25 protein-coding genes and 1 pseudogene are annotated in these 22,416 nt (G+C 68.4%); 12 read left to right on the forward strand and 14 right to left on the reverse strand.

Going from position 1 to position 22,416, the window contains the following annotated elements:
• Window positions 1-18 precede the first annotated feature (18 nt).
• Window positions 19-783, reverse strand: a complete 765-nt coding sequence (locus tag EPO51_RS20885; protein WP_293354198.1) for a class I SAM-dependent methyltransferase — start codon at window positions 781-783, stop codon at window positions 19-21.
• A 116-nt stretch (window positions 784-899) separates the two neighbouring features.
• On the opposite strand from EPO51_RS20885, the gene EPO51_RS20890 reads away from it, so the two are divergent.
• Window positions 900-1,694 carry a hypothetical protein gene (locus EPO51_RS20890; protein ID WP_293354200.1) on the forward strand — a complete coding sequence of 265 codons (795 nt, stop codon included), beginning with the start codon at window positions 900-902 and terminating at the stop codon, window positions 1,692-1,694.
• Window positions 1,695-1,841: 147 nt separating this feature from the next.
• Here the strand turns inward: EPO51_RS20890 and EPO51_RS28170 are convergent.
• Together EPO51_RS28170 and EPO51_RS20900 are read right to left on the reverse strand one after the other, a co-directional pair.
• A pseudogene (locus tag EPO51_RS28170) lies at window positions 1,842-1,946 on the reverse strand (PEPxxWA-CTERM sorting domain-containing protein); the annotation flags it as partial.
• A 2,024-nt stretch (window positions 1,947-3,970) separates the two neighbouring features.
• Window positions 3,971-4,633, reverse strand: coding sequence for an O-methyltransferase (locus tag EPO51_RS20900; RefSeq protein ID WP_293354204.1), 663 nt, complete (start codon window positions 4,631-4,633; stop codon window positions 3,971-3,973).
• Between the two features lie 94 nt (window positions 4,634-4,727).
• Here EPO51_RS20900 and EPO51_RS20905 point away from each other — a divergent pair, with 94 nt between their 5' ends.
• Entirely contained in the window at window positions 4,728-5,372 is a 645-nt protein-coding gene (locus EPO51_RS20905) for a TetR/AcrR family transcriptional regulator (RefSeq protein WP_293354206.1), read from the forward strand.
• A 373-nt stretch (window positions 5,373-5,745) separates the two neighbouring features.
• Here EPO51_RS20905 and EPO51_RS20910 read toward each other — a convergent pair whose 3' ends face one another.
• Complete coding sequence (locus tag EPO51_RS20910; RefSeq protein ID WP_293354208.1) at window positions 5,746-6,120, reverse strand: hypothetical protein; 375 nt, start codon at window positions 6,118-6,120, stop codon at window positions 5,746-5,748.
• Window positions 6,121-6,687: 567 nt separating this feature from the next.
• Window positions 6,688-6,930 carry a hypothetical protein gene (locus EPO51_RS20915; RefSeq protein WP_293354209.1) on the reverse strand — a complete coding sequence of 81 codons (243 nt, stop codon included), beginning with the start codon at window positions 6,928-6,930 and terminating at the stop codon, window positions 6,688-6,690.
• Window positions 6,931-7,145: 215 nt separating this feature from the next.
• Here EPO51_RS20915 and EPO51_RS20920 point away from each other — a divergent pair, with 215 nt between their 5' ends.
• A complete protein-coding gene (locus EPO51_RS20920) occupies window positions 7,146-7,442 on the forward strand; it encodes a hypothetical protein (protein WP_293354211.1) in 297 nt (98 codons plus the stop codon).
• Between the two features lie 46 nt (window positions 7,443-7,488).
• Here EPO51_RS20920 and EPO51_RS20925 read toward each other — a convergent pair whose 3' ends face one another.
• Window positions 7,489-8,010 carry a DUF1993 domain-containing protein gene (locus tag EPO51_RS20925; protein ID WP_293354213.1) on the reverse strand — a complete coding sequence of 174 codons (522 nt, stop codon included), beginning with the start codon at window positions 8,008-8,010 and terminating at the stop codon, window positions 7,489-7,491.
• Window positions 8,011-8,138: 128 nt separating this feature from the next.
• Between EPO51_RS20925 and EPO51_RS20930 the strand changes: the two genes are divergently transcribed.
• Together EPO51_RS20930 and EPO51_RS20935 are read left to right on the forward strand one after the other, a co-directional pair.
• Window positions 8,139-8,423, forward strand: a complete 285-nt coding sequence (locus tag EPO51_RS20930; protein WP_293354215.1) for a hypothetical protein — start codon at window positions 8,139-8,141, stop codon at window positions 8,421-8,423.
• Between the two features lie 139 nt (window positions 8,424-8,562).
• Complete coding sequence (locus tag EPO51_RS20935) at window positions 8,563-8,952, forward strand: YciI family protein (protein ID WP_293354217.1); 390 nt, start codon at window positions 8,563-8,565, stop codon at window positions 8,950-8,952.
• Here EPO51_RS20935 and EPO51_RS20940 read toward each other — a convergent pair.
• Window positions 8,942-9,418, reverse strand: a complete 477-nt coding sequence (locus EPO51_RS20940; RefSeq protein ID WP_293354219.1) for a MarR family winged helix-turn-helix transcriptional regulator — start codon at window positions 9,416-9,418, stop codon at window positions 8,942-8,944. The genes EPO51_RS20935 and EPO51_RS20940 overlap by 11 nt on opposite strands.
• A 123-nt stretch (window positions 9,419-9,541) precedes the next feature.
• Between EPO51_RS20940 and EPO51_RS20945 the strand changes: the two genes are divergently transcribed.
• The gene (locus EPO51_RS20945; protein WP_293354221.1) at window positions 9,542-9,991 is read left to right on the forward strand and encodes an organic hydroperoxide resistance protein; all 450 of its coding nucleotides are present in this window, start codon (window positions 9,542-9,544) and stop codon (window positions 9,989-9,991) included.
• A 48-nt stretch (window positions 9,992-10,039) separates the two neighbouring features.
• Here the strand turns inward: EPO51_RS20945 and EPO51_RS20950 are convergent, their stop codons facing one another.
• Window positions 10,040-10,903: a terminase small subunit-like protein gene (locus EPO51_RS20950; protein WP_293354223.1), complete on the reverse strand. Its 864-nt coding sequence runs from the start codon at window positions 10,901-10,903 to the stop codon at window positions 10,040-10,042.
• A 186-nt stretch (window positions 10,904-11,089) separates the two neighbouring features.
• Between EPO51_RS20950 and EPO51_RS20955 the strand changes: the two genes are divergently transcribed.
• The gene (locus EPO51_RS20955) at window positions 11,090-11,332 is read left to right on the forward strand and encodes a hypothetical protein (protein ID WP_293354225.1); all 243 of its coding nucleotides are present in this window, start codon (window positions 11,090-11,092) and stop codon (window positions 11,330-11,332) included.
• On the opposite strand, the gene EPO51_RS20960 is transcribed toward EPO51_RS20955, so the two are convergent.
• Window positions 11,329-11,868, reverse strand: coding sequence for a hypothetical protein (locus tag EPO51_RS20960; protein ID WP_293354227.1), 540 nt, complete (start codon window positions 11,866-11,868; stop codon window positions 11,329-11,331). The genes EPO51_RS20955 and EPO51_RS20960 overlap by 4 nt on opposite strands.
• Before the next feature lie 173 nt (window positions 11,869-12,041).
• A complete protein-coding gene (locus EPO51_RS20965) occupies window positions 12,042-12,434 on the reverse strand; it encodes a DUF6869 domain-containing protein (protein ID WP_293354229.1) in 393 nt (130 codons plus the stop codon).
• 200 nt (window positions 12,435-12,634) lie between these two features.
• Here EPO51_RS20965 and EPO51_RS20970 point away from each other — a divergent pair, with 200 nt between their 5' ends.
• On the forward strand, window positions 12,635-12,940 hold the full coding sequence (locus tag EPO51_RS20970) for a hypothetical protein (RefSeq protein WP_293354230.1): 306 nt from the start codon (window positions 12,635-12,637) through the stop codon (window positions 12,938-12,940).
• Window positions 12,941-13,167: 227 nt separating this feature from the next.
• Here the strand turns inward: EPO51_RS20970 and EPO51_RS20975 are convergent, their stop codons facing one another.
• Entirely contained in the window at window positions 13,168-13,608 is a 441-nt protein-coding gene (locus EPO51_RS20975; protein WP_293354232.1) for a hypothetical protein, read from the reverse strand.
• A gap of 178 nt (window positions 13,609-13,786) precedes the next feature.
• On the opposite strand from EPO51_RS20975, the gene EPO51_RS20980 reads away from it, so the two are divergent.
• Window positions 13,787-14,119, forward strand: a complete 333-nt coding sequence (locus tag EPO51_RS20980; protein ID WP_293354234.1) for a hypothetical protein — start codon at window positions 13,787-13,789, stop codon at window positions 14,117-14,119.
• 133 nt (window positions 14,120-14,252) lie between these two features.
• Here the strand turns inward: EPO51_RS20980 and EPO51_RS20985 are convergent, their stop codons facing one another.
• Window positions 14,253-15,050, reverse strand: coding sequence for a GntR family transcriptional regulator (locus EPO51_RS20985; RefSeq protein ID WP_293354236.1), 798 nt, complete (start codon window positions 15,048-15,050; stop codon window positions 14,253-14,255).
• Here EPO51_RS20985 and EPO51_RS20990 point away from each other — a divergent pair.
• Together EPO51_RS20990 and EPO51_RS20995 are read left to right on the forward strand one after the other, a co-directional pair.
• A complete protein-coding gene (locus EPO51_RS20990; protein WP_293354238.1) occupies window positions 15,049-17,373 on the forward strand; it encodes a TonB-dependent receptor in 2,325 nt (774 codons plus the stop codon). The two genes, EPO51_RS20985 and EPO51_RS20990, sit on opposite strands and share 2 nt — an antisense overlap.
• Window positions 17,374-17,385: 12 nt before the next feature.
• On the forward strand, window positions 17,386-18,435 hold the full coding sequence (locus tag EPO51_RS20995; protein ID WP_293354240.1) for a serine hydrolase domain-containing protein: 1,050 nt from the start codon (window positions 17,386-17,388) through the stop codon (window positions 18,433-18,435).
• A gap of 128 nt (window positions 18,436-18,563) precedes the next feature.
• Here the strand turns inward: EPO51_RS20995 and EPO51_RS21000 are convergent, their stop codons facing one another.
• The gene (locus EPO51_RS21000) at window positions 18,564-18,935 is read right to left on the reverse strand and encodes a TonB family protein (RefSeq protein WP_293354242.1); all 372 of its coding nucleotides are present in this window, start codon (window positions 18,933-18,935) and stop codon (window positions 18,564-18,566) included.
• Window positions 18,936-19,225: 290 nt separating this feature from the next.
• On the opposite strand from EPO51_RS21000, the gene EPO51_RS21005 reads away from it, so the two are divergent.
• Window positions 19,226-19,657 carry a hypothetical protein gene (locus EPO51_RS21005; RefSeq protein ID WP_293354244.1) on the forward strand — a complete coding sequence of 144 codons (432 nt, stop codon included), beginning with the start codon at window positions 19,226-19,228 and terminating at the stop codon, window positions 19,655-19,657.
• 190 nt (window positions 19,658-19,847) lie between these two features.
• On the opposite strand, the gene EPO51_RS21010 is transcribed toward EPO51_RS21005, so the two are convergent.
• Window positions 19,848-22,250, reverse strand: a complete 2,403-nt coding sequence (locus EPO51_RS21010; RefSeq protein ID WP_293354246.1) for a hypothetical protein — start codon at window positions 22,248-22,250, stop codon at window positions 19,848-19,850.
• Window positions 22,251-22,416 lie beyond the last annotated feature (166 nt).

Here is a 22,416-nt window from a genome sequence, read left to right on the forward strand (position 1 = left end):
ACAAACTGTCGCAGACGGCTACTTCGGCTTGCGGAACTTCATCACGAACTGATCGGTCTTGCCGCGGATCGCCGGGTCGAAGACGTTCTTGTCATGGGCGTCGGATGGGTCCTTCAGCAGCGGGCTCTCGCCTTCCAGCTTGAAGCCCGCGGCCTCCACCTCCTCCTTCACGATCGCCGGATCGATCCGGTGGACCTTCATCGGCGGCTCCAGCCCCGAGCCTGCCACGGCCACATGGTCGACGATCAGATAGACCCCGCCCGGCTTCAGCGACTTGAACACCTCGGCGTTGACCTTGGCCGCCGTGTCCTTCGGGAACGGGGTCAGGTGCAGGTCGTGGTAGTTCTGGACCGTCAGCACCAGGTCGACGCCGTCCGGCAGGTCCAGCGCGCCCAACGACGAGGTCAGGGCCGTGATGTTGGGATAGGCGGCCGCGACCTTCTTCTGGTCCTCGCCGTACTTGGCCTGGAACTGGATGAACTCGGACGGCTGGTAGGCGATCACCTGGCCCTTCGGCCCCACCGCCACCGAGAGCAGGCGGGTGAAGTACCCGCCGCCCATGATCAGGTCGACGACCTTGTCCCCCGTCTTCACGCCGGCGAACTCCAGCAGCTCGCCCGGCTTGCGGGCGGCGTCGCGGGCCGCCTCGTCGGCCGGCCGCGCCTTGTCGGCCATCGCCGCCACGATGTTCGGCGGGGGCGCCGCCTGAGCCGTCGACACCGCCGCCGCCGAAGCGCCCAGCGCCAGCGCCGCCGCGGCGGCCATCATCCACATCCGCGCCATGACCCGCGCCTCCTCCATTGTTGTGGCGGCAAGCTAGCACCCCCGACAGCCGAGCCTCTAGCGGCATGCGGGGAACGGCCGTATCCTTGCGGTGCGTGTCAGTCAGGAGCCGTTGTGTGATCAAGTCGATCATCGGGGGCGCGGCTGTCGCTGCGCTTCTTTCCGGGCCGGCCTCGGCCGCGGTCCGTTCCCCTGCCCTGGCGTGGGTCGTCAGTCCCACCGACACCGGCTGCCGCGTCGAGCTGGAGCTGGTCGGCCGCTCCGGCGGGATCACGCCCGTCAGCCTGACGTCGGACGGCCAGCTGGTCAGCCTGCGGTTCTTCAAGGACGACCTGCCGGCCCGCGCCTTCCTGCCGATCCGCATCGACAAGGCGCGGTTCTCCAACCTGATGCTGCGCGGCGAGGGCGCCTCGGGCGAACTCGTGCTGTCGGAGGAGACCGAGGCGGCCATGAAGAAGGGGGGCACGCTGGGGGTGGCCTGGCTGTCCGAGGAGCCGCTCACCGCGTCCCTGGCCGGATCGGAGCAAGGGCTCTCCGACCTGCGCGTCTGCGGCGCCCAGACCGCCTCGCGGCATCGCGAGCGGGCCGTCGCCGAGCAGGCCGCCCGCGACCGGGCCGAGGCCGAGGGGCGCGCCAGGGCGTTGAACGAAGCCCAGCTCGCCGCCGTCCAGGCCCAGACCGCCGCCGCGGAGGCGCAGCGCCGCCAAGTGGAGGAGACCGCCGAGCGCCAGCGCCGGCTGGAGGCCGCCCAGGCCGAGCGCACCTACGCCGAGGCCCGCCAGCGCGCCTACGAGGAGGAGCGCCGCCGCGCCTACCAGGCCCAGTACGACGATGATGAACAGGACCCGCGCTGGGCGCCGCCGCCACGTCCGGTGTGGCCGCCGCGGCCCTACTACAGCCCGTACCGGTAGGGCAAAAGCAAACGGCCCGGCTTGCGCCGGGCCGAAGCCGTTGTCCTAGAGTGCTTTCCGGCGAAGTGGATACCGGTTCCCCGCCAGAAAGCGCGACAAAGCAAAGACCTGGAGCGCAGCTCCGATTCAATCGGAGCGAACGGCGCTCTAGCTGACCGTGACCGCGATCCGCCGGCGACGGACCACGTAGCCGACGGCGCCGAAGCCGACGATCATCATGGCCCAGGTCGCGGGCTCGGGGATCGCGCCGACTTCGTTCCGCGGCGGACCGCGCGGATCGTCGTCCACGATGGGACCGCCGATCAGTTGGTTGGGCGGGCGAGTCCCGCCGCCAGGCCCATCCGTCCCCGGAATCTCGGGGAAGGTCGGCTTGTCGGTGGGCGGGCTCGGCGGATTGACCGGGCCGGAAGGATCGCCGCCGCCCGGGTTCGTCGGATCGCCGCCGCCGGGATTGGTGGGACCGTTGGGATCCGTCGGGGTCGTGCCGCCTTCGCCGCCACCGCCGCCAGGACCGCCGCCTCCGACGCCGCCACCGCCGCCACCGCCGCCGCCCAGGCCGCCGAAGCCGCCCGTGGCCGGGAAGTCACCGCCGGCTTCGCCCGGAGGATCGAGGAACGTCACGCCGTCGCCGGGCGTGCCAGGATCGGTCTGGCCGCCGTCCCCACCCGTTCCGCCGCCACCGCCGCTGACGCCGCCGTTTCCATCGCCGCCGTTCGGGCCGGTAAGGCCGGGATCCTGGCCGTTCGGCTGGCCGCCGTCGCCGGAGCCGCCCGGGCCGCCGCCGCCGCCCGCGCCGCCAAGGCCGCCGCCTGCGCCCTGATCGCCAGCGCCAGCGCCACCGCCGCCGCCGCCCTGCTGGGCGCCGCCGCCTTGGTCGCCGGCGTCGGCGCCGCCGCGGAACAGGCTCAGCCGGCCGCCGTCACCCATCACCCCATTGCCTTCCATGAAGGTCGGGGCGGCGATCGCGGTGGCCGCAAACATCATGAACATCACGCCGCCGTGGCGGCTGGCCTTGCGGTGCCAGGGGTCCGTCGCGCAGATCTCGGGGCGCGCGGCCGGATGCCAGGGCGCCAGGGCGCAGATCTCGCCGTCCGGTCCCATGACCCGGCCGGGCCACATCCAGCTCCACAGCCAGCTCGTCTTCCAGAAGCGCCGGAAAGCGCTGTCCAGCTCGTTCGGCCAGGCCCAGCCGAACAGCATGGCCATCAGCCCGCGGCTGCGGCGGCGCGTGTTCGCGTCGTGGGTGGCGGTCGGCCACATCCAGCCCAGCAGGCTGGCGAGCCATCCGGCGCCGCGGCCTTCCTCGGTGTCGCGGGGCTCGGGCCACACCCAGGCCAGCAGCGCGGCCTTGCGGCTACGGGCATGGGCCCGGTCGTTCCTGATCGCTTCGACGCTCATCGGCGTTGCGCCCCACCGACGTCGCAATCGGACGCACTCATCGCTTCGACGCGCACTTGCCGTTCCACTTTAAGCCTACGAGGCGGGCAAGATCCCCCCCGGGAGACACCGCCAATGGCGTAGGTGCCGCATTTCCGCCCGAAAGTCGTTAACGGCGACGGGGTCGCGACGCTTTGTCTCGCTTCGGCCTGCGCCGCATAGTCCACGAAAACGGGCGCCGCGCCGGCGGCGCCGCGTCCCACTCCGCCCGAGAATCCGTGCCAGTTCACCGGCATTGGACCTGCTCCCGTTTCAGCGCAGCGCGGGGGATCGCAGCGCAGTCATCCAAGCTTCACAGTGCGCCGACGAGAGATGGCGCCGCAATGAAACACAATTGGCAGGGGAAATTCGCTTTGAGAGGGAATGCCCCGACGCAAGCCACTCGAAGCAAGATACGGACCAAGCTCTGCCTTGGATGCGTCGGCCCCATTTTTCTCGCCCTGGGCCCCTTTCGCGCCGTGCGCGGGGCCGGCGGGAGCCGCCGTCCGTCCCGTTTTGAAGCAGGCGCGGCACAACGGCGTCGCGCACGAAAAAGGGCCCGCGAGGGGCCCTTGTCCGAAGCCTGAGGAGAGGCCCGAGGGTTAGACGCCGAGGCCGGCGGTGGCGAAGGCGGTCAGCATGCCGACGATCAGCAGGGCGACGGGGGCGAAGCGGTCGGCTTGGCGTTCGATGTTGGCGAAGAAGGTCATGACACACACCTTGAGTTTGGTTCCTGGGGAACCCCGGGGGAGCGGGGCCGTCCGTCTGGACAACCCCTATCTACCACCATCTGAACACTGCATAGATCAGCGATTTCGCCTGACCACTATGCGATTGCGCATATGCCCTGTCGCCGCGCCTCAGCCGACCCGCATGGAAAGCTCGACGTCCTCGCCGAACGGGGTCGACATATAGCCCGCCGTCGAGCGCACGCGCGCCAGGTAGTCGGGACTGTAGTCGGCGTTGTCGGCCACGATCAGCGCGCCGGGCCGGAGGCGGGCCTCCAACAGGCTCAGGATGTCGGGATAGAGCCCCTTGGCGCCGTCGAGCAGGACCAGATCGATCTCGTCCGGGAGATCGACGCTCAGCGTCTCCAGCGCGTCGCCCTCGCGGATCTCCACGAGGTCGATGAGGCCGCCGGCCGTCAGGTTCTCCCGCGCCCGCGTCACCTTGGAGGGTTCGAACTCGCTGGTGATCAGGCGACCGCCGCCGTTGTCCCGCAGCGCGGCGGCCAGATGCAGGGTCGAGATCCCGAACGAGGTCCCGAACTCGACGATGGTCCGCGCCGCACAGCTCCGCGCCAGCATGTAGAGCAGCAGGCCCACCTCCCGCGACACCGGCAGCGGGTAATCCTTCAGGGCGCCATAGAAGTCGCGGTAGCCGGTCTTGCTCTGCATGAGCTGCGCCCGCGCGTCGGGCGACAGCGACGCGAACGCCGGGTTCGCGGCCGGCGAAGCCGCGTCGGCCTCGCCGAACAGGCGCTCCAGCAGCGGCGCGAGGGGGGTGTTTGTCAGGGTGGTCATGCAAGCCTCCGGGCTCGAAACAAGGCGTCGTTGCGCCCGGCCCGAAAATGCGACTAATTCGTCGCCTTACCTATTCGCATTGCCGGACGGCTCGATGTCGCTTCGCCCAACCCCCGAAATTTCCTCGAGAAAACGACCAAAGCAGACGCGCTCGGCCGAGCTGGTCTCCGCCATCCTAGAGGCCGCGGTTCAGGTTCTGGCGCAGGAGGGCGCCCAGCGCTTCACCACCGCCCGCGTGGCCGAGAAGGCCGGCGTCAGCGTGGGGTCCCTCTACCAGTACTTCCCCAACAAGGCGGCGATCCTGTTCCGGCTCCAGAGCGACGAGTGGCGCCAGACCACCGATCTGCTGCGCCGGATCCTGGAGGACACCAGCCGGCCGCCGCTGGTGCGCTTGCGCGCCCTGGTCCACGCCTTCGTGCAGTCCGAGTGCGACGAGGCCGCCATGCGCGTGGCGCTCAGCGACGCCGCCCCGCTCTATCGCGACGCCCCCGAGGCCCAGGCGGCGCGCGGGTCCGCCGGCCGCGCCGTCGAGGCCTTCATGCGTGAGACGCTGCCCGCCGCCGCCGAGCCCGTCCGCACCTTGGCCAGCGACCTGATCAAGAACGCGCTCAGCCAGCTGGGGAAACAGTTTTCCGAGACGCCCCGGTCGCCGGCTGAGATCGAAAGCTACGCCGACGCCATGGCCGACATGTTCTGCGCCTACCTCGACCGTCTGGCCTCCGAGGGCGCCGGGCGCTAGACGCCCACGAAAAAGGGCCCGCGAGGGGCCCTTGTCCGAAGCCTGAGGAGAGGCCCGAGGGTTAGACGCCGAGGCCGGCGGTGGCGAAGGCGGTCAGCATGCCGACGATCAGCAGGGCGATGGGGGCGAAGCGGTCGGCTTGGCGTTCGATGTTGGCGAAGAAGGTCATGACACACACCTTGAGTTTTGGGTCTTGGGAACCCCGGGGGAGCGGGGCCGTCCGTCTGGACAACCTCTATCTACCACCATCTGAACACTGCACAGATCAGCGATTTCGCCTGACCGCTATGCGTTTGCGCACATCCCCTGTCGCCCAAAGGAAAAGGGCGCCGCTGGCGCGGCGCCCTTCCCTCACGGTTCGGCGGTCCGCCCGTTAGCGGCGGTAGCCGTAGCCGTAGTTGTCGTAGCCATAGCGGCTGTCGGTCCGGCCGTAGTAGCCGCGGTCGCTCGTGCGGTAGCGGCTGTTGCCGTAGTAGGGCTGCGACTGGCGATAGCCGTAGCCGCTGCGGTAGTGCTTGCGGTCGTTGCCCTTGTCGACGGCGACGCCCAGGGCCGCACCGGCCACCGCGCCGATGGCGACGGATTCGGTCTTGCCGTTGCCCACCGCCGCGCCGGCGACGCCGCCCAGCAGCGCACCCAGCAGGGCGCTTTCGGTCTTCGACGTGCCCGCCGCGGCCTGGCTGGCCGGCAGGGCGACGGCGCCGGCGACCATCAGGGCCATCGCGGCTTTGATCATCTTGTTGGTCATGGCTCTAACTCCTTTGCCTGCGCCGGCGCCCGGACCTGGGCTGGATCGGCGATCTTGAGCCTGAGGTTAGAGCCCCCCGCCTGAACCCACTCGGGCCCCTCCGTTCATTCTCACGTCATGTTGGCGGCCACGAAAAAGGGCCCGCGAGGGCCCTTGGACGTTCCGGGAGAGTGGAGGGTCGACGCCTAGGCGACGCCCACCACGCCGACGGCCGCGAAGGCGACCACCAGCCCGAACATCGCCGTCGTCAGAACGGCGGGGGCCGCTCTTTGGATCAGACGCTGGATCAACGGGAAGGTCATGACACACACCTGAAGTTCTGGGGGGCCCCGGGGGAGCGGGGCGTCCGTCTGGACAAGCTCTTTGTAGCAGGGCCGCCGACTCGCACCGATCAGCATCTTCGCTGAATAGCTATGCGTTTTTGGTGCAGACGCTCATCCCTCGGTATAGGCGCCCAACACGGCGAAGAGCCCCCGGCCGCCAGGACCAGGGGCTCTTCACGCGTCCGCGAACCGGAACAAGGCATCCACTCAGGCTTCGCGGCCGCGAGGGACGGACGGTCCGCCGCTACTTCGACGGGCTGGTGTCGGGCGTGTTGGCCGTGGTCGCGCCGCCGTCGGCGTTGCCGGCCTGCTGTTCGACCGCGTCGGCCTGGGCGTTCAAGGCCTTTTCCTGCGGCTCGCTGGGGGTCGCGGCGGCCTGGGACTCCAGGGCGTCGGCCTTGGCCTCGGCCTGCTTGTCGGCGGGGCTGTTGCACGCGGCGAGACTGGCGGCCGCACAGGCGGCGACGGCGAGGGTCAGGATGCGCATCGAGCATTCTCCATTGCTTTGCGAGGAAGCTTGAGCGCCTGAGCGGGCGTTTGGTTTCCGGCGCGCTGACGATTTCGTGAACGCCAAGCCGGCGCGGGAGGCGGAGCGCCAAGCCGGACAACGGAGCGCGACGCCTCTTCCGAAACGCCCCGGCTCCGCGCATGATGCCGCCAGGTCCGGGGCCCTCCGGGCGCGCTGCTCGGGGAGGTCGTTCGATGTTGTTCGTGATCCTGTCGATCGCCCTGCATGCGGCCGGCGGCGAGCCGGGCGCGACCTCGCCCAAGGGGGTCATGACGCCGGTGACCGGCATCCCCGGCGAACCGCCCTACGGCATCGTCGAGGGCCGGCACATCCCCAAGGGCAAGCAGGTGTGCTTCCGCGATCCGGTGTCGGGATCCAAGATCCCCACCCGGCGCTGCATGAGCCGCGAGGCGTTCGAGCAGCGGCAGCAGGACGCCAAGGACCACCTGGACGCCATCCAGCGCGACGCCCGGGTCCAGGCCGGCATGTGAGTGGACCCGGCGGGCGGCGCACTGCCGCCGCGCCGGACGCGGTCGATCAGGCGGCCTGGGTCTGGCCGCCGGCCAGGTAGTCCATCTTGCCCAGGGGCACGCCCTGCTGGCGCAGCAGGCCGTAGGCCGTGACCACGTGGAAGTGGAAGTTCGGCAGCGAGAACTGCAGCAGGAAGTCGCGGGCCGTGAAGCTCAGCGTGCGGCTGGGCGTGACCAGCTCGACGATCCGGTTGTCGTCTCCGTTCACCTGCTCCGGCTTGATCGACTCCACGAAGGCGATGGTCCTGGCGATGCGGTCCTTGACCTCCGCCCAGGTGGTCTCGGTGTCGGGCATGCTGGGCGGGGCGATCCCGGCCAGGCGCGCCGCGCCGCCCTTGGCCGCGTCGCTGGCCAGCTGCACCTGGCGGGTCAGGGGCGCCATGTCCGGCGCGAGCCGCGCGTCCAGGTAGGCCGCCGGATCGCCGCCGCCCGCCGTCGCGTGGGCCTCGGCCTTCTCCAGGATCGCCGCCAGGTTCTTCAGCATCAGCGCATAGCCGGGGATCGAAGCGTCATAGAGCGACAGGGCCATCGGGCTCTCCAAGGTACAGGTTGAAGGTGCGCAGATGGGCCTCCGCGCCGGCCCGCGTAAGCCGGGCGACGCCGCGATTTTTTCTAACGCCTCGCATCCGTCCGCGCGCGCCGCGAGTTGTGGGTTTCATGACCTACGCGAACAAGTGGCTTCGGCTGAACTTCTCGATGATGCAGCTCGGCGCCGAGGCGAGCGGGGTCATGGCCCTCCGCATGATGAAGCTGGCCGGCGGCGGCGCGGCGGCGGCCGCGGAGGCCGAGTTGATGGTGTCCGAGAAGATCCTCGCCACCGCCGAAATCCAGCGCAAGGCCTGGGCGGCCGCCTTTGCGGGCGCGTCGCACCTCACCCCCCAGCGCACGGTCGCCCTCTACCGTCGCAAGGTGCGCGCCAACCGACGCCGCCTGGGCGCCTGAACGCTTCCCCTGCCCGCACCAGGTCGCGGTGGACCGGGCCGATCTCCGCCCGAGGCCCGCCGTTCGCAGAAATGTCGGGAAAACCGCCCGCCGCCCGTCCTAGGCTGGCGGCGCACGCCACGCTTCGAGGGACCGACCGATGCTCTACGCCATCCTGGCCTATCACGACGAGACGGAGGTCAAGTCGATGAGCGAGGCGGAGGACGCCGCCCTGATGGACCGCCTGATGGGCGTCCACGACCGCCACGCGGGCCGGCTGGGCCCGGCCGCCCGCCTTGGCGCCACCCAGCTGGCCGCCGTGGTGGGCCCCAAGGGCCTCGTCACCGACGGCCCCTTCGCCGAGACCAAGGAGAGCATGCTGGGCTTCTACGTCATCGACTGCGCCGACCGCGCCCAGGCCATCGCCGCGGCGCAGGACCTGAAGGCCGCCAACCCCGGCGCCATCTACGAGATCCGCCCCATCGTGACCTATCTCCCCGGGGCCGCCTTCCCGCGCACCGACGCCGGGCTGGAGCTGGTCAGGCCCTGACCTGTTCCGCCCGCGCCAGGGCGGCGTTCAGCGCGGCGATCTCGCCCCGGATGCGGCCCACCGCCGCCAGGTCCAGGCCCGACGCCGCCATGAGCTCGGCCGGCACCGCGCAGGCCGGGCCCTCCAGCCGCCGGCCCTTGTCGGTCAGCCGCACGCGGACCACCCGCTCGTCGCGCGGGTCGCGGTCGCGGCGGACCAGGCCCATGCCCTCCAGCCGCTTCAGCAGCGGCGTCAGGGTGTTGGACTCCAGCCCCAGCCGCTCGCCCAGCGCCCCCACCGTGCGGTCGTCGGCCTCCCACAGCGCCACCATCGCCAGGTACTGCGGATAGGTCAGCCCCAGCTTGTCCAGCAGCGGCCGGTACAGCCGGTTGAAGGCGTGGCCGGCGGAATAGACCGCGAAGCACAGGAAATCGTCCAGCTTCAGCGGCGAGGCGGGCCCAGGGGTGGGCGCAGGGGTCTGGGACATGGCCGCAATATAAATCGCACACGATCCAATCGCAACGGATTGACTCTCCGCCGCCCCGTCTCCAATTTATGTCGCACACGATCTAATCGCCCAAGATCATCACCCCAAAAGGAGACCTGCCTCATGTCCGCCACCGCGACCGCCCCCAGCCCCGTCAACGTCCTCTACCGCACCGCCGCCCGCGCCACCGGCGGCCGCGACGGCCACGCCGCCACCCTGGACGGCGCCCTCGACGTCACCCTGGCCACGCCCAGGGAGCTGGGCGGCGGCGGCGGCGCGGGGAACAACCCCGAACAGCTCTTCGCCGCCGGCTACGCGGCCTGCTTCATCGGCGCCATGAAGTTCGTGGCCAGCCAGGGCGGCCCCAAGGTCCCCGCCGACGCCGCGGTCACCGCCAGCGTCGGCATCGGCCCGCGCGCCGCCGGCGGCTTCGGCCTCGAGGTCGCGCTCGAGGTCTCCCTGCCCGGCCTCGACCGCGCCGCCGCCGAAGACCTGGTCGCCAAGGCCCACCAGGTCTGCCCCTACTCCAACGCCACCCGCGGCAACGTCGAGGTGAAGCTCACCGTCGCCTGAGCCGGCGCCGCGGCCGCCTCCCCGGCGAAGACCGAGGGAGGCGGCCCCCTACCTGTCGGACAGCGGGATCATCGGCGGCCGCATCTGCCCGTTCGGCCCGATCCCGTCCACATAGGGCGCGCCCGTCGCCTCGATCCACGCCTGGGCCTCCCGCGCGTTACGGGGCGGGGCGGCCAGCACCGTCCCGTTCGGCCCCTTCTCGAAGTGGGTGACGTGGAACACCACCCGCCGCGCATCGTCGCCATCCCGGCCCCGGCCGCGCGACACCCCGCCCCGCGGCCCGATCCCCAGCTCGGCCATCTCCTCGGCGGCCACCAGCCGCTCCAGGTACTTCTTGGGCGCCAGCCGCGAGGCCTGATAGCGGTTCACGTCGAACCGGAACCGGTCCACCGGCAGCGTGTCCTTGGTCGCCGCCAGCGCCACGTCGCGCATCTCGTCGAACAGGTAGTGCCCCTGAATCTCGCGCGCGAGCACATACATGTCCTCGAACTTCGGGTGCCGCTTCACCCAGGCCAGGATCGTCCCGTAGCAGGGCATCGCCGGATCCTTCCCGATCGAGGTCAGGCTCTCCCCCTCCGCCAGCCGCTCGCAGATCGCCTCGCCCACCGCCCGCGTATAGGTCGACGTCTTGCCGCCGCGCACCGGCGCCGGCCGCGCCGCCAGCTCCGCCGCCGCCTCCCGGTCGCGCCGCCGCTGCCCGATCGTCACCTGCCGGTAGGCCGCCCGCACCGCCATCTCGAACTCCGGATGCCGCATCTCCCAGTTGCGCACCGTGCCCGCATGCGGCCGCCCCGGCTTCGCGCAGATCGAGCGCATGCTCCACCCCGCCGCCAGCTCGGCGCAGATCTCCGCCGCCAGCTCCTCCGAATAGAAGACCTGCAGCTTCCGCCCCGCGGCGCGACCCTTGCCCATCCCAACCCTCGCCAAACCGCCCCAAACCGCCCCATCAACGTGCGAAACCGCACGCCCGACCCTACACCGGCCAAGGCGTTTTGACAAGAACAAAATAAGAACATAGGCCCCGCCGGAACCTCGGCCGCGCCCGGGGGTTGGCCTCGCTGCGAACGCCCGTCGACGCCCACAGCCAGGAGGAGGCCCATGATCCGCACGCATCCAGCCGTCGCCACGACCGCCCGCGCCGCCGCGGCCGCGGCCGCAACGCTCGCCACCGCCCTGGCCGGCTGCGCCACCCCCGCCCAGAACCGCGACGTCGTCGCCGTGGTGCAGGACGAGCAGGGCCGGCAGGCCGTCGTCGAGGCGACCAACCAGGGCAAGACCGCCGACGAAGCCCTCTCCCGCGCCTCCGAAGCCAGCGAAGCCAGCCCCGAGCCTCCGCACTAGGCCTGCTGCGCCCGCCCGAGAATGTGCTGAACGTCCGCAGGTTCGATGACCTGCACCTCAATGTCGGAGAGGCCATCCACGACGCTGCGGATCAGCCTGTGCGACCCGTCCAAAATCTTCGGCGCGCCCAGAAGCGGGTCCTCCAGGAACAAGACGGGTTTGCGAGCCCGCTCTGCCGGCATGGTCAGGACCCAGATGAGGTCCGCTTGTGAGCCGTCGCCTTGAGATAGGAGCCCGCCCTGGTACGTCACGGTCCATTGCTGGAATGCGTACTTTGGCGCGTTCACGGTCAGCGGTTTCGTTTTTATAACCCCGGTGTCGACCAAGCGCTGCGCCAAATCCGCATCGTAATAGTATCCGGGGCGGATGAGAGTTGGCGGCTTGCCTTTCGCCGGATTGGGCTCCGAAAGCCTCAGGGCCCAATAGTGGATCAGCCTGATCCAGGGCGCGACGGGCGCTCGCCGTGGCGCGTAGGGCTTTGCGATCCTCCATAGCCACTGGCCGACGAGGTTCGTGAGGACGCGACGCTTCTTCATTCCACCCAGGTTCCGCTTGATGGTCGCCGAGATCGAGCCCGCCTGTCAGACCGGCGCCGAATTCCGAAGACAAGAGCAATCGGCGCCCCCGGCCGCTCTGCGCCACAAGCGGCGGCGCGCCGGCGCCGTCCTTGAGGAAGCGAAGGAGGCTGGCAGACTGCGGAGCGGGCCGTTCAGAGGGGGGTGATACGCAGACGGGCGCGCAGCGCCACGATCCGCCCCCACAACGCGTCGCTCATGCCTGCTCGCCACACCGTCGCGACCAGCGTACGCATGTTGTGATCGGCGCCGGCCGCAGCTTCCACCCGGCCAATGAAGTCGTCGCCGTAACGCTTCATCATGTCCTCGAACGGGCCGGCGGCCAGCGAGGCCATCTGCAAATCCGACAACCCAGACCGCCGAGCGACCTCCAGGAACCGCCAGCACTGTTCGGGGTCGTGAGCACTCATCGCGCTCACCGCTTCGAACGCGTCGTCAGGCCGCTCGACGTAGAACTGTAGGAGAGCTTCAAGGTCGCCGTCCGAACGTCCCACGACAACGGCGTCCGTGCGTGACTTCCTGCTCATGCCGATAGCCTCGCCGGAACCTCCTCAACGGTTCCCTAAGGTTCGCCATAGAATCACCCCCTGGCCGACCGCCCCGCGGCGGCGCGCCCGCGCCGTCCTTGAGGAAGCGGAAGAGTCGCTCAAAGCGAACCCGTAGAGGTCCGCAGTTGCCGTCAGATGCGCCATGGCCGATCCTCGAACGGCGACGACGGAACGGCGGCATGGTGGACATACAGGGCGAAGGCGAAATCCTCGAAGGCCTCGGGGCGCCGATCCGCAAGCTGCTTGAGGCTCGCGACGGCCAGGAGACGACCGTTCGCCTGGCCAGTGGCGAAGAACTGGCCGTCTACGACGTGGCTTGGGGACGCGACATCGGCGATCTCTGGGAGCATGTCACCGCGAACTGCTCGCCCGGACGCGACGGACAGCCCATCCACTTCTTCCACATGTCGGAGGTCACCCAGCTCGTCAATCCCGAGACCGGCGCCATCCTGATCGAACAGACACCCGGGCTGGGCGAGACCTGAACCGCCAGCGTCCGCCGACCCGTGAGGCGGAAGAGCCCCCACGAGCCGGCGAGGGCGTCCTTCAGGACGCCACCCCACCCTGAAGGCCATGGCCAGCCCCTGCCAGCCTGTGGAGCTTGGTCAAGGATCGGCCCCCGGCCGACCGCCCCGCGGCGGCGCGCCAGCGTCGTCCTTGAGGAAGCGGAAGAGGCTGGCAACCTGCGGAGGGGGCCGCCCGCCCGCCCCCCTTACTCCCAGGTCGACGTGAGCACCGCCTCGTCGGCGGCCCCGTTCAGAACCTTCGCGAAGGCGGCGCGGAAGCGGTCCAGGTCGTTGTAGCCGGCGAGGAACCAGGTGGTGACGCCTCGTCCGCGGTCTGCAGGTTCGTTCCCCGCGGCCGGCGTCCCCAAGTGGACGCTGACCTGGAGCGCGCCGAGCGCGTCATAGGGGACGACCCGCACGGACAGATGCGTCTCGCGAAGCTTCTGTCCATCCCAATACCCTCCGGCCAGAGCCGGCGGCGACTGCCGGTCGATGGGATATGCGGCCAGGCTCGCGCAAAAAGCCTCCAGCGCATCGCGGTCGAACCACGCCGCGCCCGAGCCGGAGAAACCCTCGCCCTCGACGGACCCCCGCAACTCCGCCGTACCGTCGTCGTCGGGCGCAAGCGTGAGCGTGAGGCGGTTCATCTCCCGACCCTAGCTGGATCGCCAGAGGTTCGGCCAGCGCCGGCGGCGAAACGATGCCCGCGACGCGCAAGACTTGGCGACCAGACCCCCGCCGCCCTACGGTCGGCGCATGAAGTTTGGCGGGCTCAAATCCGTGGGACACAACATCGCCGACTCGCTTGCCAGCGGGATCGGGCTGATGCTCGGGCACGATCTCTCGGACATCTTCGGAGAGGCCACGAACAGCGCCGACGGCTTTATCGTCGTGGATTTCCTGATCGGAGCCACGACCGGCGCCGAGCCCTCGCCAGACCTGGCCCGGACGGTCGGCGAGTACGCGAAGGCGCTTCACGGTCTTTGCGAGCGCCACGGCTCCGACGCGTCGGCGTTCGCCGCGCTGACGGCGCGCTACGAGGTCGATCGGGTCTACGGGCGGCAATTCACGGTCACGGTCGAGGATCGCAGCGGCCGGATCTCCGTGGACCGATACCTGGGCGTGCCGGGTCGAAAGCTTCCCGCCCACAGGCGCTAGCGGAGGGGCCCGACCTCACCACGTCGCCTTCGCGCCATGTGCGGGCCTCGGGCAGTTGACGCCAGAACGGAACTGCGCCCGTCGCGGGGAAATGACCCACGGCCTCCGAGACCATCAAAGCAGACGCGTCTGCTCAATCGTCCCAGAGACCCGGGTGCAGGCTGCGCTGGTGAATGGCTTCGAGCCCCCGCTCCACCCGTTCGCGCAAAAGGGTTTCCGCGGTCCGCCCATCCTTGCGGCGGATGGCCAGGGCGATATCCGCCCAGCAGCGCGCCGCCTCGATCTGCAGGCTGCGTCCGACGACACCGCCTGCCGCAATGCGATTGAACCCGCTGGTGCTGAATGCGCCCACATACTCCCGCAGACGATCGTTGCGTGAAGCCTCGACGATGCGGGCGCCGAGCCGGAACGTCAGGTCGCGGAAGGCTTCGGCCTCGGCGCCGCTGACCGCCGCGTCGGCTATGCGCTGGGCTAGGCCCTCGATCTCCTGGCAATCCTGCGACGTGGCGTGGATGGCCGCCAGGCGTCCCGCCACCCCTAGCAGCGCCCCCGCCACCAGGACGGCGTCGAGGTCGGGTTCGTCGCCGGCGCCCGCCACCTGGGCGCCGCGGCCCGCCTCGAGCGTCACCCAATAGCTGGCCGCCAGGATTCGTAGCGCCTCGCGCACCGGCCCGCGGCTGACCCCGAACTCGTCCGCGAGGGCGTGCTCGCGCAGCCAGTCGCCCGTGCTGAGCGCGCCGCGTTGAATCTTGGCGACGATTTCCTGCGCGATCCGATCCGCCTTCGAGTCCGCCAAGTTCAGCCCTTCTCTCTCGAAGAGGTCTAACCCACAATGCCGCTCCTGCCCATATTGTTGACAATCTCGCTTATTGTTGACAATCCTCGACACAAGCGCCGCCAGAGGCGTATCGGGGGAGACGGCGATGCCCATGAAGGCCATATTGATCGGAACGAGCGCCCTACTCGTCGCGTTGCCGGCGGCGGCGCAGGAGCGGCCGGCGGAGTCGACCGGGGCGGACCAGATCGACGAACTGGTGGTGACCGCACGGCGGCGCGAAGAGCGCGCCCAGGACGTACCGATCGCGCTCAGCGTGATCGGGGGAGAGCGTCTCGAACGGTCCGGCTTCTACAACATCGCCCAGGCGGCGCAGTTCGCGCCGAGCCTTCAGGTCATTTCCACGAACCCGCGGAACACGACGCTCAACATCCGGGGCCTGGGCAACAATCCGGCGCTTGCCAACGACGGCCTGGAGCCGGGCGTCGGCTTCTATGTGGATCAGGTGTATTTCAGCCGGGCCGCGGCCGCGACTTTCGACCTTCTCGACGTAGAACGCGTTGAAGTGCTTCGCGGCCCCCAGGGCACGCTCTTCGGCAAGAACACCACCGCCGGCGCCATCAGCGTGACCACCCGCGCGCCAACCTTCGATTTCGAAGCGCGGGGCGAGGGGACCGTCGGCGACCACGGCTTCTTCCAGGGCAAGGCGTCGGTCTCGGGCGCCCTTGCGCCGGGGCTCGCCGGTCGCGCGGCGATCTCGGCCACACGCCGGCACGGCTTCGAGCGAAATGTCCTGACGGGCGCCGACGTCAACGACCAGAACAACCTTGCACTCCGCGGCCAGGCGCTCATCAAGCCGGGCGACGGCTGGAGCCTGCGGCTTTCCGGCGACTACAACCGCCAGGAACTGGACTGCTGCTATGTGGTCTTCGCCGGTGTCGCACCGACGCTGCGCCCGCCTGCCGCCCGGTTTCCGGCCCTCGCCGCCGGACTGGGCTATGCGCCGCCCAGCCAGGATCCGTTCGACCGCCTGACGGACGCCAACTCGCCCGTACAGGCCAACCAGGAGATCGGCGGCGTCTCGGCGATCGGCGAGATCGACCTCGGCCGAGCGACGCTCACGGCCGTGGCCGCATGGCGCGAGTGGCGCTGGCGCCCCGCCAACGACGGCGACTTCAGCGGACTCACGGTGCTGACCCGCGCCGAGAACGCGAATGACCAGGACCAGCAGTCCTTCGAACTGCGCATCGCGTCAAATGGCGCCGAGCGCTTGGATTACGTCCTGGGCGTCTACGCCTACCGGACCGAGATTCAATCGAATGCGGCGGCCCAGTTCGGATCGAACGCCACCCATTTTCTGGTCAGTCCCGCCTTGCCCGCTGCTCTGCTGGACGGCTACCTGCAGGAGGTCGACGCCCACGCCGTCACCCGAAGCTACGCCGCCTTCGGCCAAGCCACGTGGCAAGTCGCCGAGCGCCTCAAGCTGACCACCGGCCTGCGCTACACCTACGAAGACAAGGACGCCCGCTATGAGCAGACGGTGTCGGGGGGCCTCGCCACGACCGTGCCGGCGCTCCTCGCCGTCAAACTCGCGACCGCCCGTCCGCAGCGCTATCAAGATGAGGTCTCCGACGGCAATTTCTCGGGCCTGCTGAACCTCGCCTACCAAGCCTCGGACAAGGTCCTGGTCTACGGAAACGCCTCGCGCGGCTACAAGTCGGGCGGCGTCAACCTCAGCGGGCTGCCGAACGACGCCGCCGGCCTGCCGCGGCTGGACCTCGCGGAGGTCGATCCGGAGCGGGTCACGGCCTTCGAGCTGGGCTTCAAATCGGAGCTTCTGGACGGGCGGCTCACCGCCAACCTGGCCGTGTTCCACACCGTCACCCGCGACTATCAGGCCAATGTCGTCGACACATCCGGCGGCACGGTCCTGCGCTATCTCGACAACATTGAGAAGGTGCGCTCGCAGGGGGCGGAACTAGACCTGCGCATCGCACTGGCCCCGCGACTGAACGGCTACCTCTCCGTCGCCTGGACGGACGCCGAATATGTAGACTACCCCAACGGTCCCTGCCCGCTCGAACTCACCGGCGGCCCGACCCCGTCGTGCGACTTGAGTGGACGTCCGCTGCCCGGCGTGTCGCGATGGGCGGTGACCTGGGGCGGAGAGTGGACGCGGCCCGTCACGCTCGGGGCCCGGTCCGGCGACGTCTATGCCGCGTTCGACGCCGCCTACCGCTCGCGCTATTTCAGCGATGCGGCGGATTCCCGCTACATGGCGGTGGGCGACTACGCGGTGGTCAACGCCCGCCTCGGACTACGCATAGGCGCGACCTGGGACGTGTTCGTCTTCGCCAAGAACCTGTTCGACGAGCACTACCTCACCGCCGTCGCGGCGCAGGTCGGCAACGCCGGCGCCCTCTACGCCAACCTCGGCGATCCACGCACCATCGGTCTGACGGTGCGGGTTCGCCGCTAGGGAGTCTCCGACATGACGATCCGCACGCTTCCCGCCTGGGGGGTCGGACTTGCGCTGGCCCTGGCAGCGGGCTCGACCGCAGGCGCTGCGACGCCTCCCCCCGGCCTCCAGCCCGCCCTGGAGCGCGTGGTCGAGGACGGCGCCCCGGGGCTCGTCGCCTTGGTGTTCCGCGACGGCCGGGAGCTATATCGGGCCAAGGCCGGGGCCTTCGATCCGGACCGACCGATCCCAATCGCCTCGGCGTCGAAATGGATGACGGCGACCCTGGTCTTGACCCTGGTGGACGAAGGCAAGCTGGACCTGGACGAACCGATCGGCCGCAAGCTGCCGGAACTGAAGGGTGACGTCGCGAAAATCACCCTGCGCCAGCTTCTATCCTTCACTTCCGGCCAAGGCAGCCTCGCCGCCATGGCTGACCTCAACCAGGACGTCGGCATCTCGCTGGAGACCAGCGCCCTTCAGATCGCCGCGCGCCCGCTGGAAGATCCGCCCGGCGCCGCCTTCAAGTACGGCAGCGGAGCCATGCAGTTGGCCGGCCTCCTGGCGGAACGCGTATCTGGACAATCCTGGGCCGCCCTCTTCGAAGCCCGCATCGCCCACCCTCTCGGCATGGCCCATACCTGGTGGGGCAATCCGCTGAAGCCGGACGCGGCGCGCGCGAGCATCCGCAACCCCAACCTCCAGGCCGGCGTCTACACGACGGCCGACGACTACGCCCGCTTCCTGCACATGCTCGCGGCCGGCGGCGCGTACACAGGTGGACGCATCCTCTCCCCAGAGGCGTTCAAGGCGATGGAAACCGCCCAGACCCTGAAGATCCCGCGCGCGTTCATGCCGCCCGGCATGGCGCCCACGGCCCACTACGCCATCGGGAACTGGTGCGAATCCGTCGGCCCCGATGGCCAGTGCGTGATGGCCTCGAGCCCTGGCGCCTTCGGCGTCTACCCCTGGATCGACCGCGCCAGCGGCCTCTACGGCCTGTTCTTTCTGCAGTATCGACTGGGTCCCGTCGCCGACGACATCCGTAAGGCCCGTGAGGTGATCCTGCACGCGCAGCCCTGACACGCTGGCGGCTTGGCAATTCAGGTACAGGTTGACGTGTCCCCATCCCCACGAGCGAGGGTGCGGGATAACCTGCCCCCGAATTCCAGCCCCGAGCCTCCGCACGCGCGAGGCGGCGCCGAGCCGTTCTAGTCCGGCCAACCCCACCGGATCGGAACCCGCAACGTGCCGCCGACGGTGGACTGCCCGTCCGGCAGCGTCGTAACGAACTGAAACCGCGACATGAGGCGGAGCGCAGACTTGCCGAACGCCCGGTTCACCGGCGTCTCGTCGACGACGGCGCATTGCTCCAAGGTCCCATCGACGGCGATCCGGCACTCGATCACGACGCTCTGAGGCCGAGCGCGGATATACACCGGCAACCCCTCGCCGAAGCGCTCCAACTGGCGCGGCGTCGGCGTCCGGACCCAGAGCGGCCCCGTCGGCGGGACGGTCATCGGCGCCACGGCGGGCGCTGCAACCGCCGGAGCCACGTCAGCCGCCTGCAAAGCGAACGCCATCACGATCCCCACCACGCCACCGCCCCCAAAGCTTGGCCGCGACAATGGGCTGGCCCACCAAGGCTCCGCAAGACCCGGGCGCGCCGCCTGGGCGAGGGCGTCCTTCAGGACGCCACCCCACCCTGAAGGCCACGGTCAGCCCCAGCGGAAGGGCTCAATTCAGGGACGCTCAATTCAGGGACAGGTTGACGTGTCCCCATCCCCACGAGCGAGGGTGCGGGATAACCTGTCCCCGAATTCTTCGACATACCCCGGCACACCGCTCCCCAGGAGGACGCGTAAAGCACAGGTTGGCGACCAGACCCCCGCCGCCCTACGGTCGGCGCATGAAGTTTGGCGAGCTCAAATCCGTGGGACACAACATCGCCGACTCGCTTGCCAGCGGGATCGGGCTGATGCTCGGGCACGATCTCTCGGACATCTTCGGAGAGGCCGCGAACAGCGCCGACGGCTTTATCGTCGTGGATTTCCTGACCGGAGCCACGACCGGCGCCGAGCCCTCGCCGGACCTGGCCCGGACGGTCCGCGAGTACGCGAAGGCCCTTCACGGTCTTTGCGAGCGCCACGGCTCGTCGGCGTTCGCCGCGCTGACGGCGCGCTACGACGTCGATCGGGTCTACGGACGGCAATTCACGGTCACGGTCGAGGACCGCAGCGGCAGGATCTCCGTGGACCGATACCTGGGCGTGCCGGGTCGAAAGCTTCCAGCCCACAGGCGCTAGCCCCGCCAGCGTCGCTCATTCGCATCGGCGACCTTCAGGACGCCACCCCTACCTGAAGGCCATGCCAGCCCCTGCCAGCCTGTGGAGCTTGGTCAAGGATCGGCCCCCGGCCGACCGCCCCGCGGCGGCGCACCAGCGCCGTCCTTGAGGAAGCGGAAGAGGCTGGCAGACTGCGGAGGCGGCAACCGGCTTATTCGGGCAGGAAGCCAAGTGAATAAACCATCGGGCGGAGCTTCTCTGACAGCGCCGAATAGGCCGCCTTCATTGGCTCGAAATCGGTCAACTCAGTGTCACTGTACGCCTCAAGCGCACGACGTACCTGATACCAGCCCGCATCTGGGCGGCCGAGCTTGAACTCGTCTCTGATCTTGCGTGGGAATTGCGTCCCGTGAAACCGGCGAAACAGCGTGCGTCCCTCGTGGAGAACAGCCTTCGCCTCGGGCGAGAACGTCATGCCCGCCATATGGTGGGCCATGAAATCGGATTCGAACCGTCCACTGGCCCCCACCTCGACTTCGGTGAAGGGGATGAAGTGATTGACCAGCGACCAGTCGCGCCCGTTCCAGCGTAGCCCGTCGGCTCCAGCGGCCAGGTTGCTGCCGTTGAATAGCATCCAGATGAGGCAGTCGGACTTGAACTCATCGCTCAGCGGTTGCGACGGCTGGAGGAACTGATCGCGGTCGTTGAGCCAAGTCGGCTTGATGAGCCGGCGAACGGTGAAAACAATGGCGGCTTGCCAGAGGTTTTGCCTGGTGACGAAGAAGGCCCCGGCGCTATTGTACCCAGAGGACAGAAGCGCGGTCGCGTTGGCAGCGTTCTGAAAGTCATTGCCCTTGCAGATCATGCTGCCGATTGCGCCGTCCGCCCAGTATCGGCCCCGCACATCATTTGTCCGGCGGGTCGGCGTCAGCGCGTTGTTGAGCGGCAGTGCTGGCTGACGGTTCGACCGGGGTCGCGTAATCCATTCAGCTAGTGGCGGGCGCGGCAGTTCACGATAGAATGCCTTTTCAGCGATGACATCGCCCGCACGATTTAGAGCGATCGTGTCTATGCGCTGCGCGGGCGAATTCTTCGCCAAGTCCCAGATAAGGAACCCGATGGGGAAATCGCCTTTCAAGCCGTCGAATACCCGACTGTGGACTACGAACCCGTCAAGATACTTTGCCGTCCAGCGACGCCGGAATTCTTCGAAGTTTGGCGCGTTGACATATTTAAGCTTGCTAAACATCGCTATCTTCGATGAAGGCAGCTCAAGCATAATCCGGTAAAGGAACTGAACGAACAACTCGCGTGACGCGTATCCTAACCCGGTCATGCTGTGACTGATCCGGGTGCTCGCAACTCCTTTCTTTAGAGAGGCGTTACTTCCCGCCTCCATTCTATTTTCGACATTCATCGCCTCTGCATACGGCGGGTTGATTAGAATTAGGATCGGCTTCGCATCCTTGATTCCGGCGTTCGCGTCAGCGATCGCCTTGCGCAGCGCGGGCGGCAACTTGTTCGACCGATCGTAGTCGATCTCGCCGAAATCAGTTATATCGTCGTTTAGATAGTCGTACTGAAAGATCTCTGCACCCGAGAATGCAGTATTCGACTTCATGATGGTCACATCGGCCTGGTCAAGGGTCGACATATACACGTTTCTCAGATTGCTGTGCTTGGCCTCCAGATTGCCGACCCCCGCGCACATGTCCCAAACAATGTAGCGGTTCTGCCAGTTGCTCCCCAGCGTCGCCTTTAGCTCGTCATAGGCTTTGTCGACGATGTGCAGCGGGGTGTAGTAGGCACCCTTGAATTTTTGCTCATCGATCGGGAGCAGGCTGTCACGCCGTTCGAGCAAATAGTGGCGATACTCCGCCTCGGGCGGGCGGTGATAGATCGCCCAGAAGTTCCGGTAGCCGCGTTGACTGGCCAGCTCATATTGTTGGCCATTCAAGAGAAACACGGGCTTCTCGCCGCTGAACAAGAGCCGCGCGGGCAGGTTTGTCATCGCCTCGTTGTGGCCGTCATGCATGATGTCGGCGAAGAACAGCACGGCATAGTCCGTGGGATTGACCATGCCGAGTTCGCTCCCGACCATCTCTACCCAACGATCGAAGACTTGGCGCAGATTGTCCGGCGTGATCGGAGTGCGGATGATCCGCCGCTCGCGGATTGCATCCTTGACCGCGTTAATGAAGGCCGCTTCGTCGTGGGCGATCTCATATTCTACGATGTGAGTCTGCACATACGGAGCGATCTGCGCGGCGAGTTGGCGCCCGGCCCCCGATCCTGACTTCGGCCAAACGATGCTCTTGTCATCAAGCAGCGGCAGTGCGCGTTCGGTTGGCACGATCGCGGCCTTTTCGCGATCAATCACAGCCAGAAAAGCCGGGATGGCCTCGCCACGCTTCTTGGCGGCGCGCACGTAAACGAGCAGCTGTCCGAACATCACAATCGGCGACGTTGGCGCGTCCTTCGCCTCAAACCAAACCTCCTCGGTTTGGATGTCGACCAATCCCTTGAAGTAGGATTTGAGGCCTAGCGCCTTGATATAGGCGTCCTTAACATCCTCTTCTGTCCGGGTGCGCGCCAAGTCGTTTGCGAGGCTCATCAGACAGGTACCTTTCGGTGGGCGCGTACTGTAGTGTAGCTTCCACTTAGAGTGGATCGCTCCACGTGCGCAATAATCAGTGTGGATGGGCGTAGCCACAATTCAGGGACAGGTTGACGTGTCCCCATCCCCACGAGCGAGGGTGCGGGATAACCTGTCCCCGAAT

Origin of the sequence: Phenylobacterium sp. (genome assembly GCF_004297125.1) — a bacterium.
Taxonomy (GTDB): domain Bacteria; phylum Pseudomonadota; class Alphaproteobacteria; order Caulobacterales; family Caulobacteraceae; genus Phenylobacterium.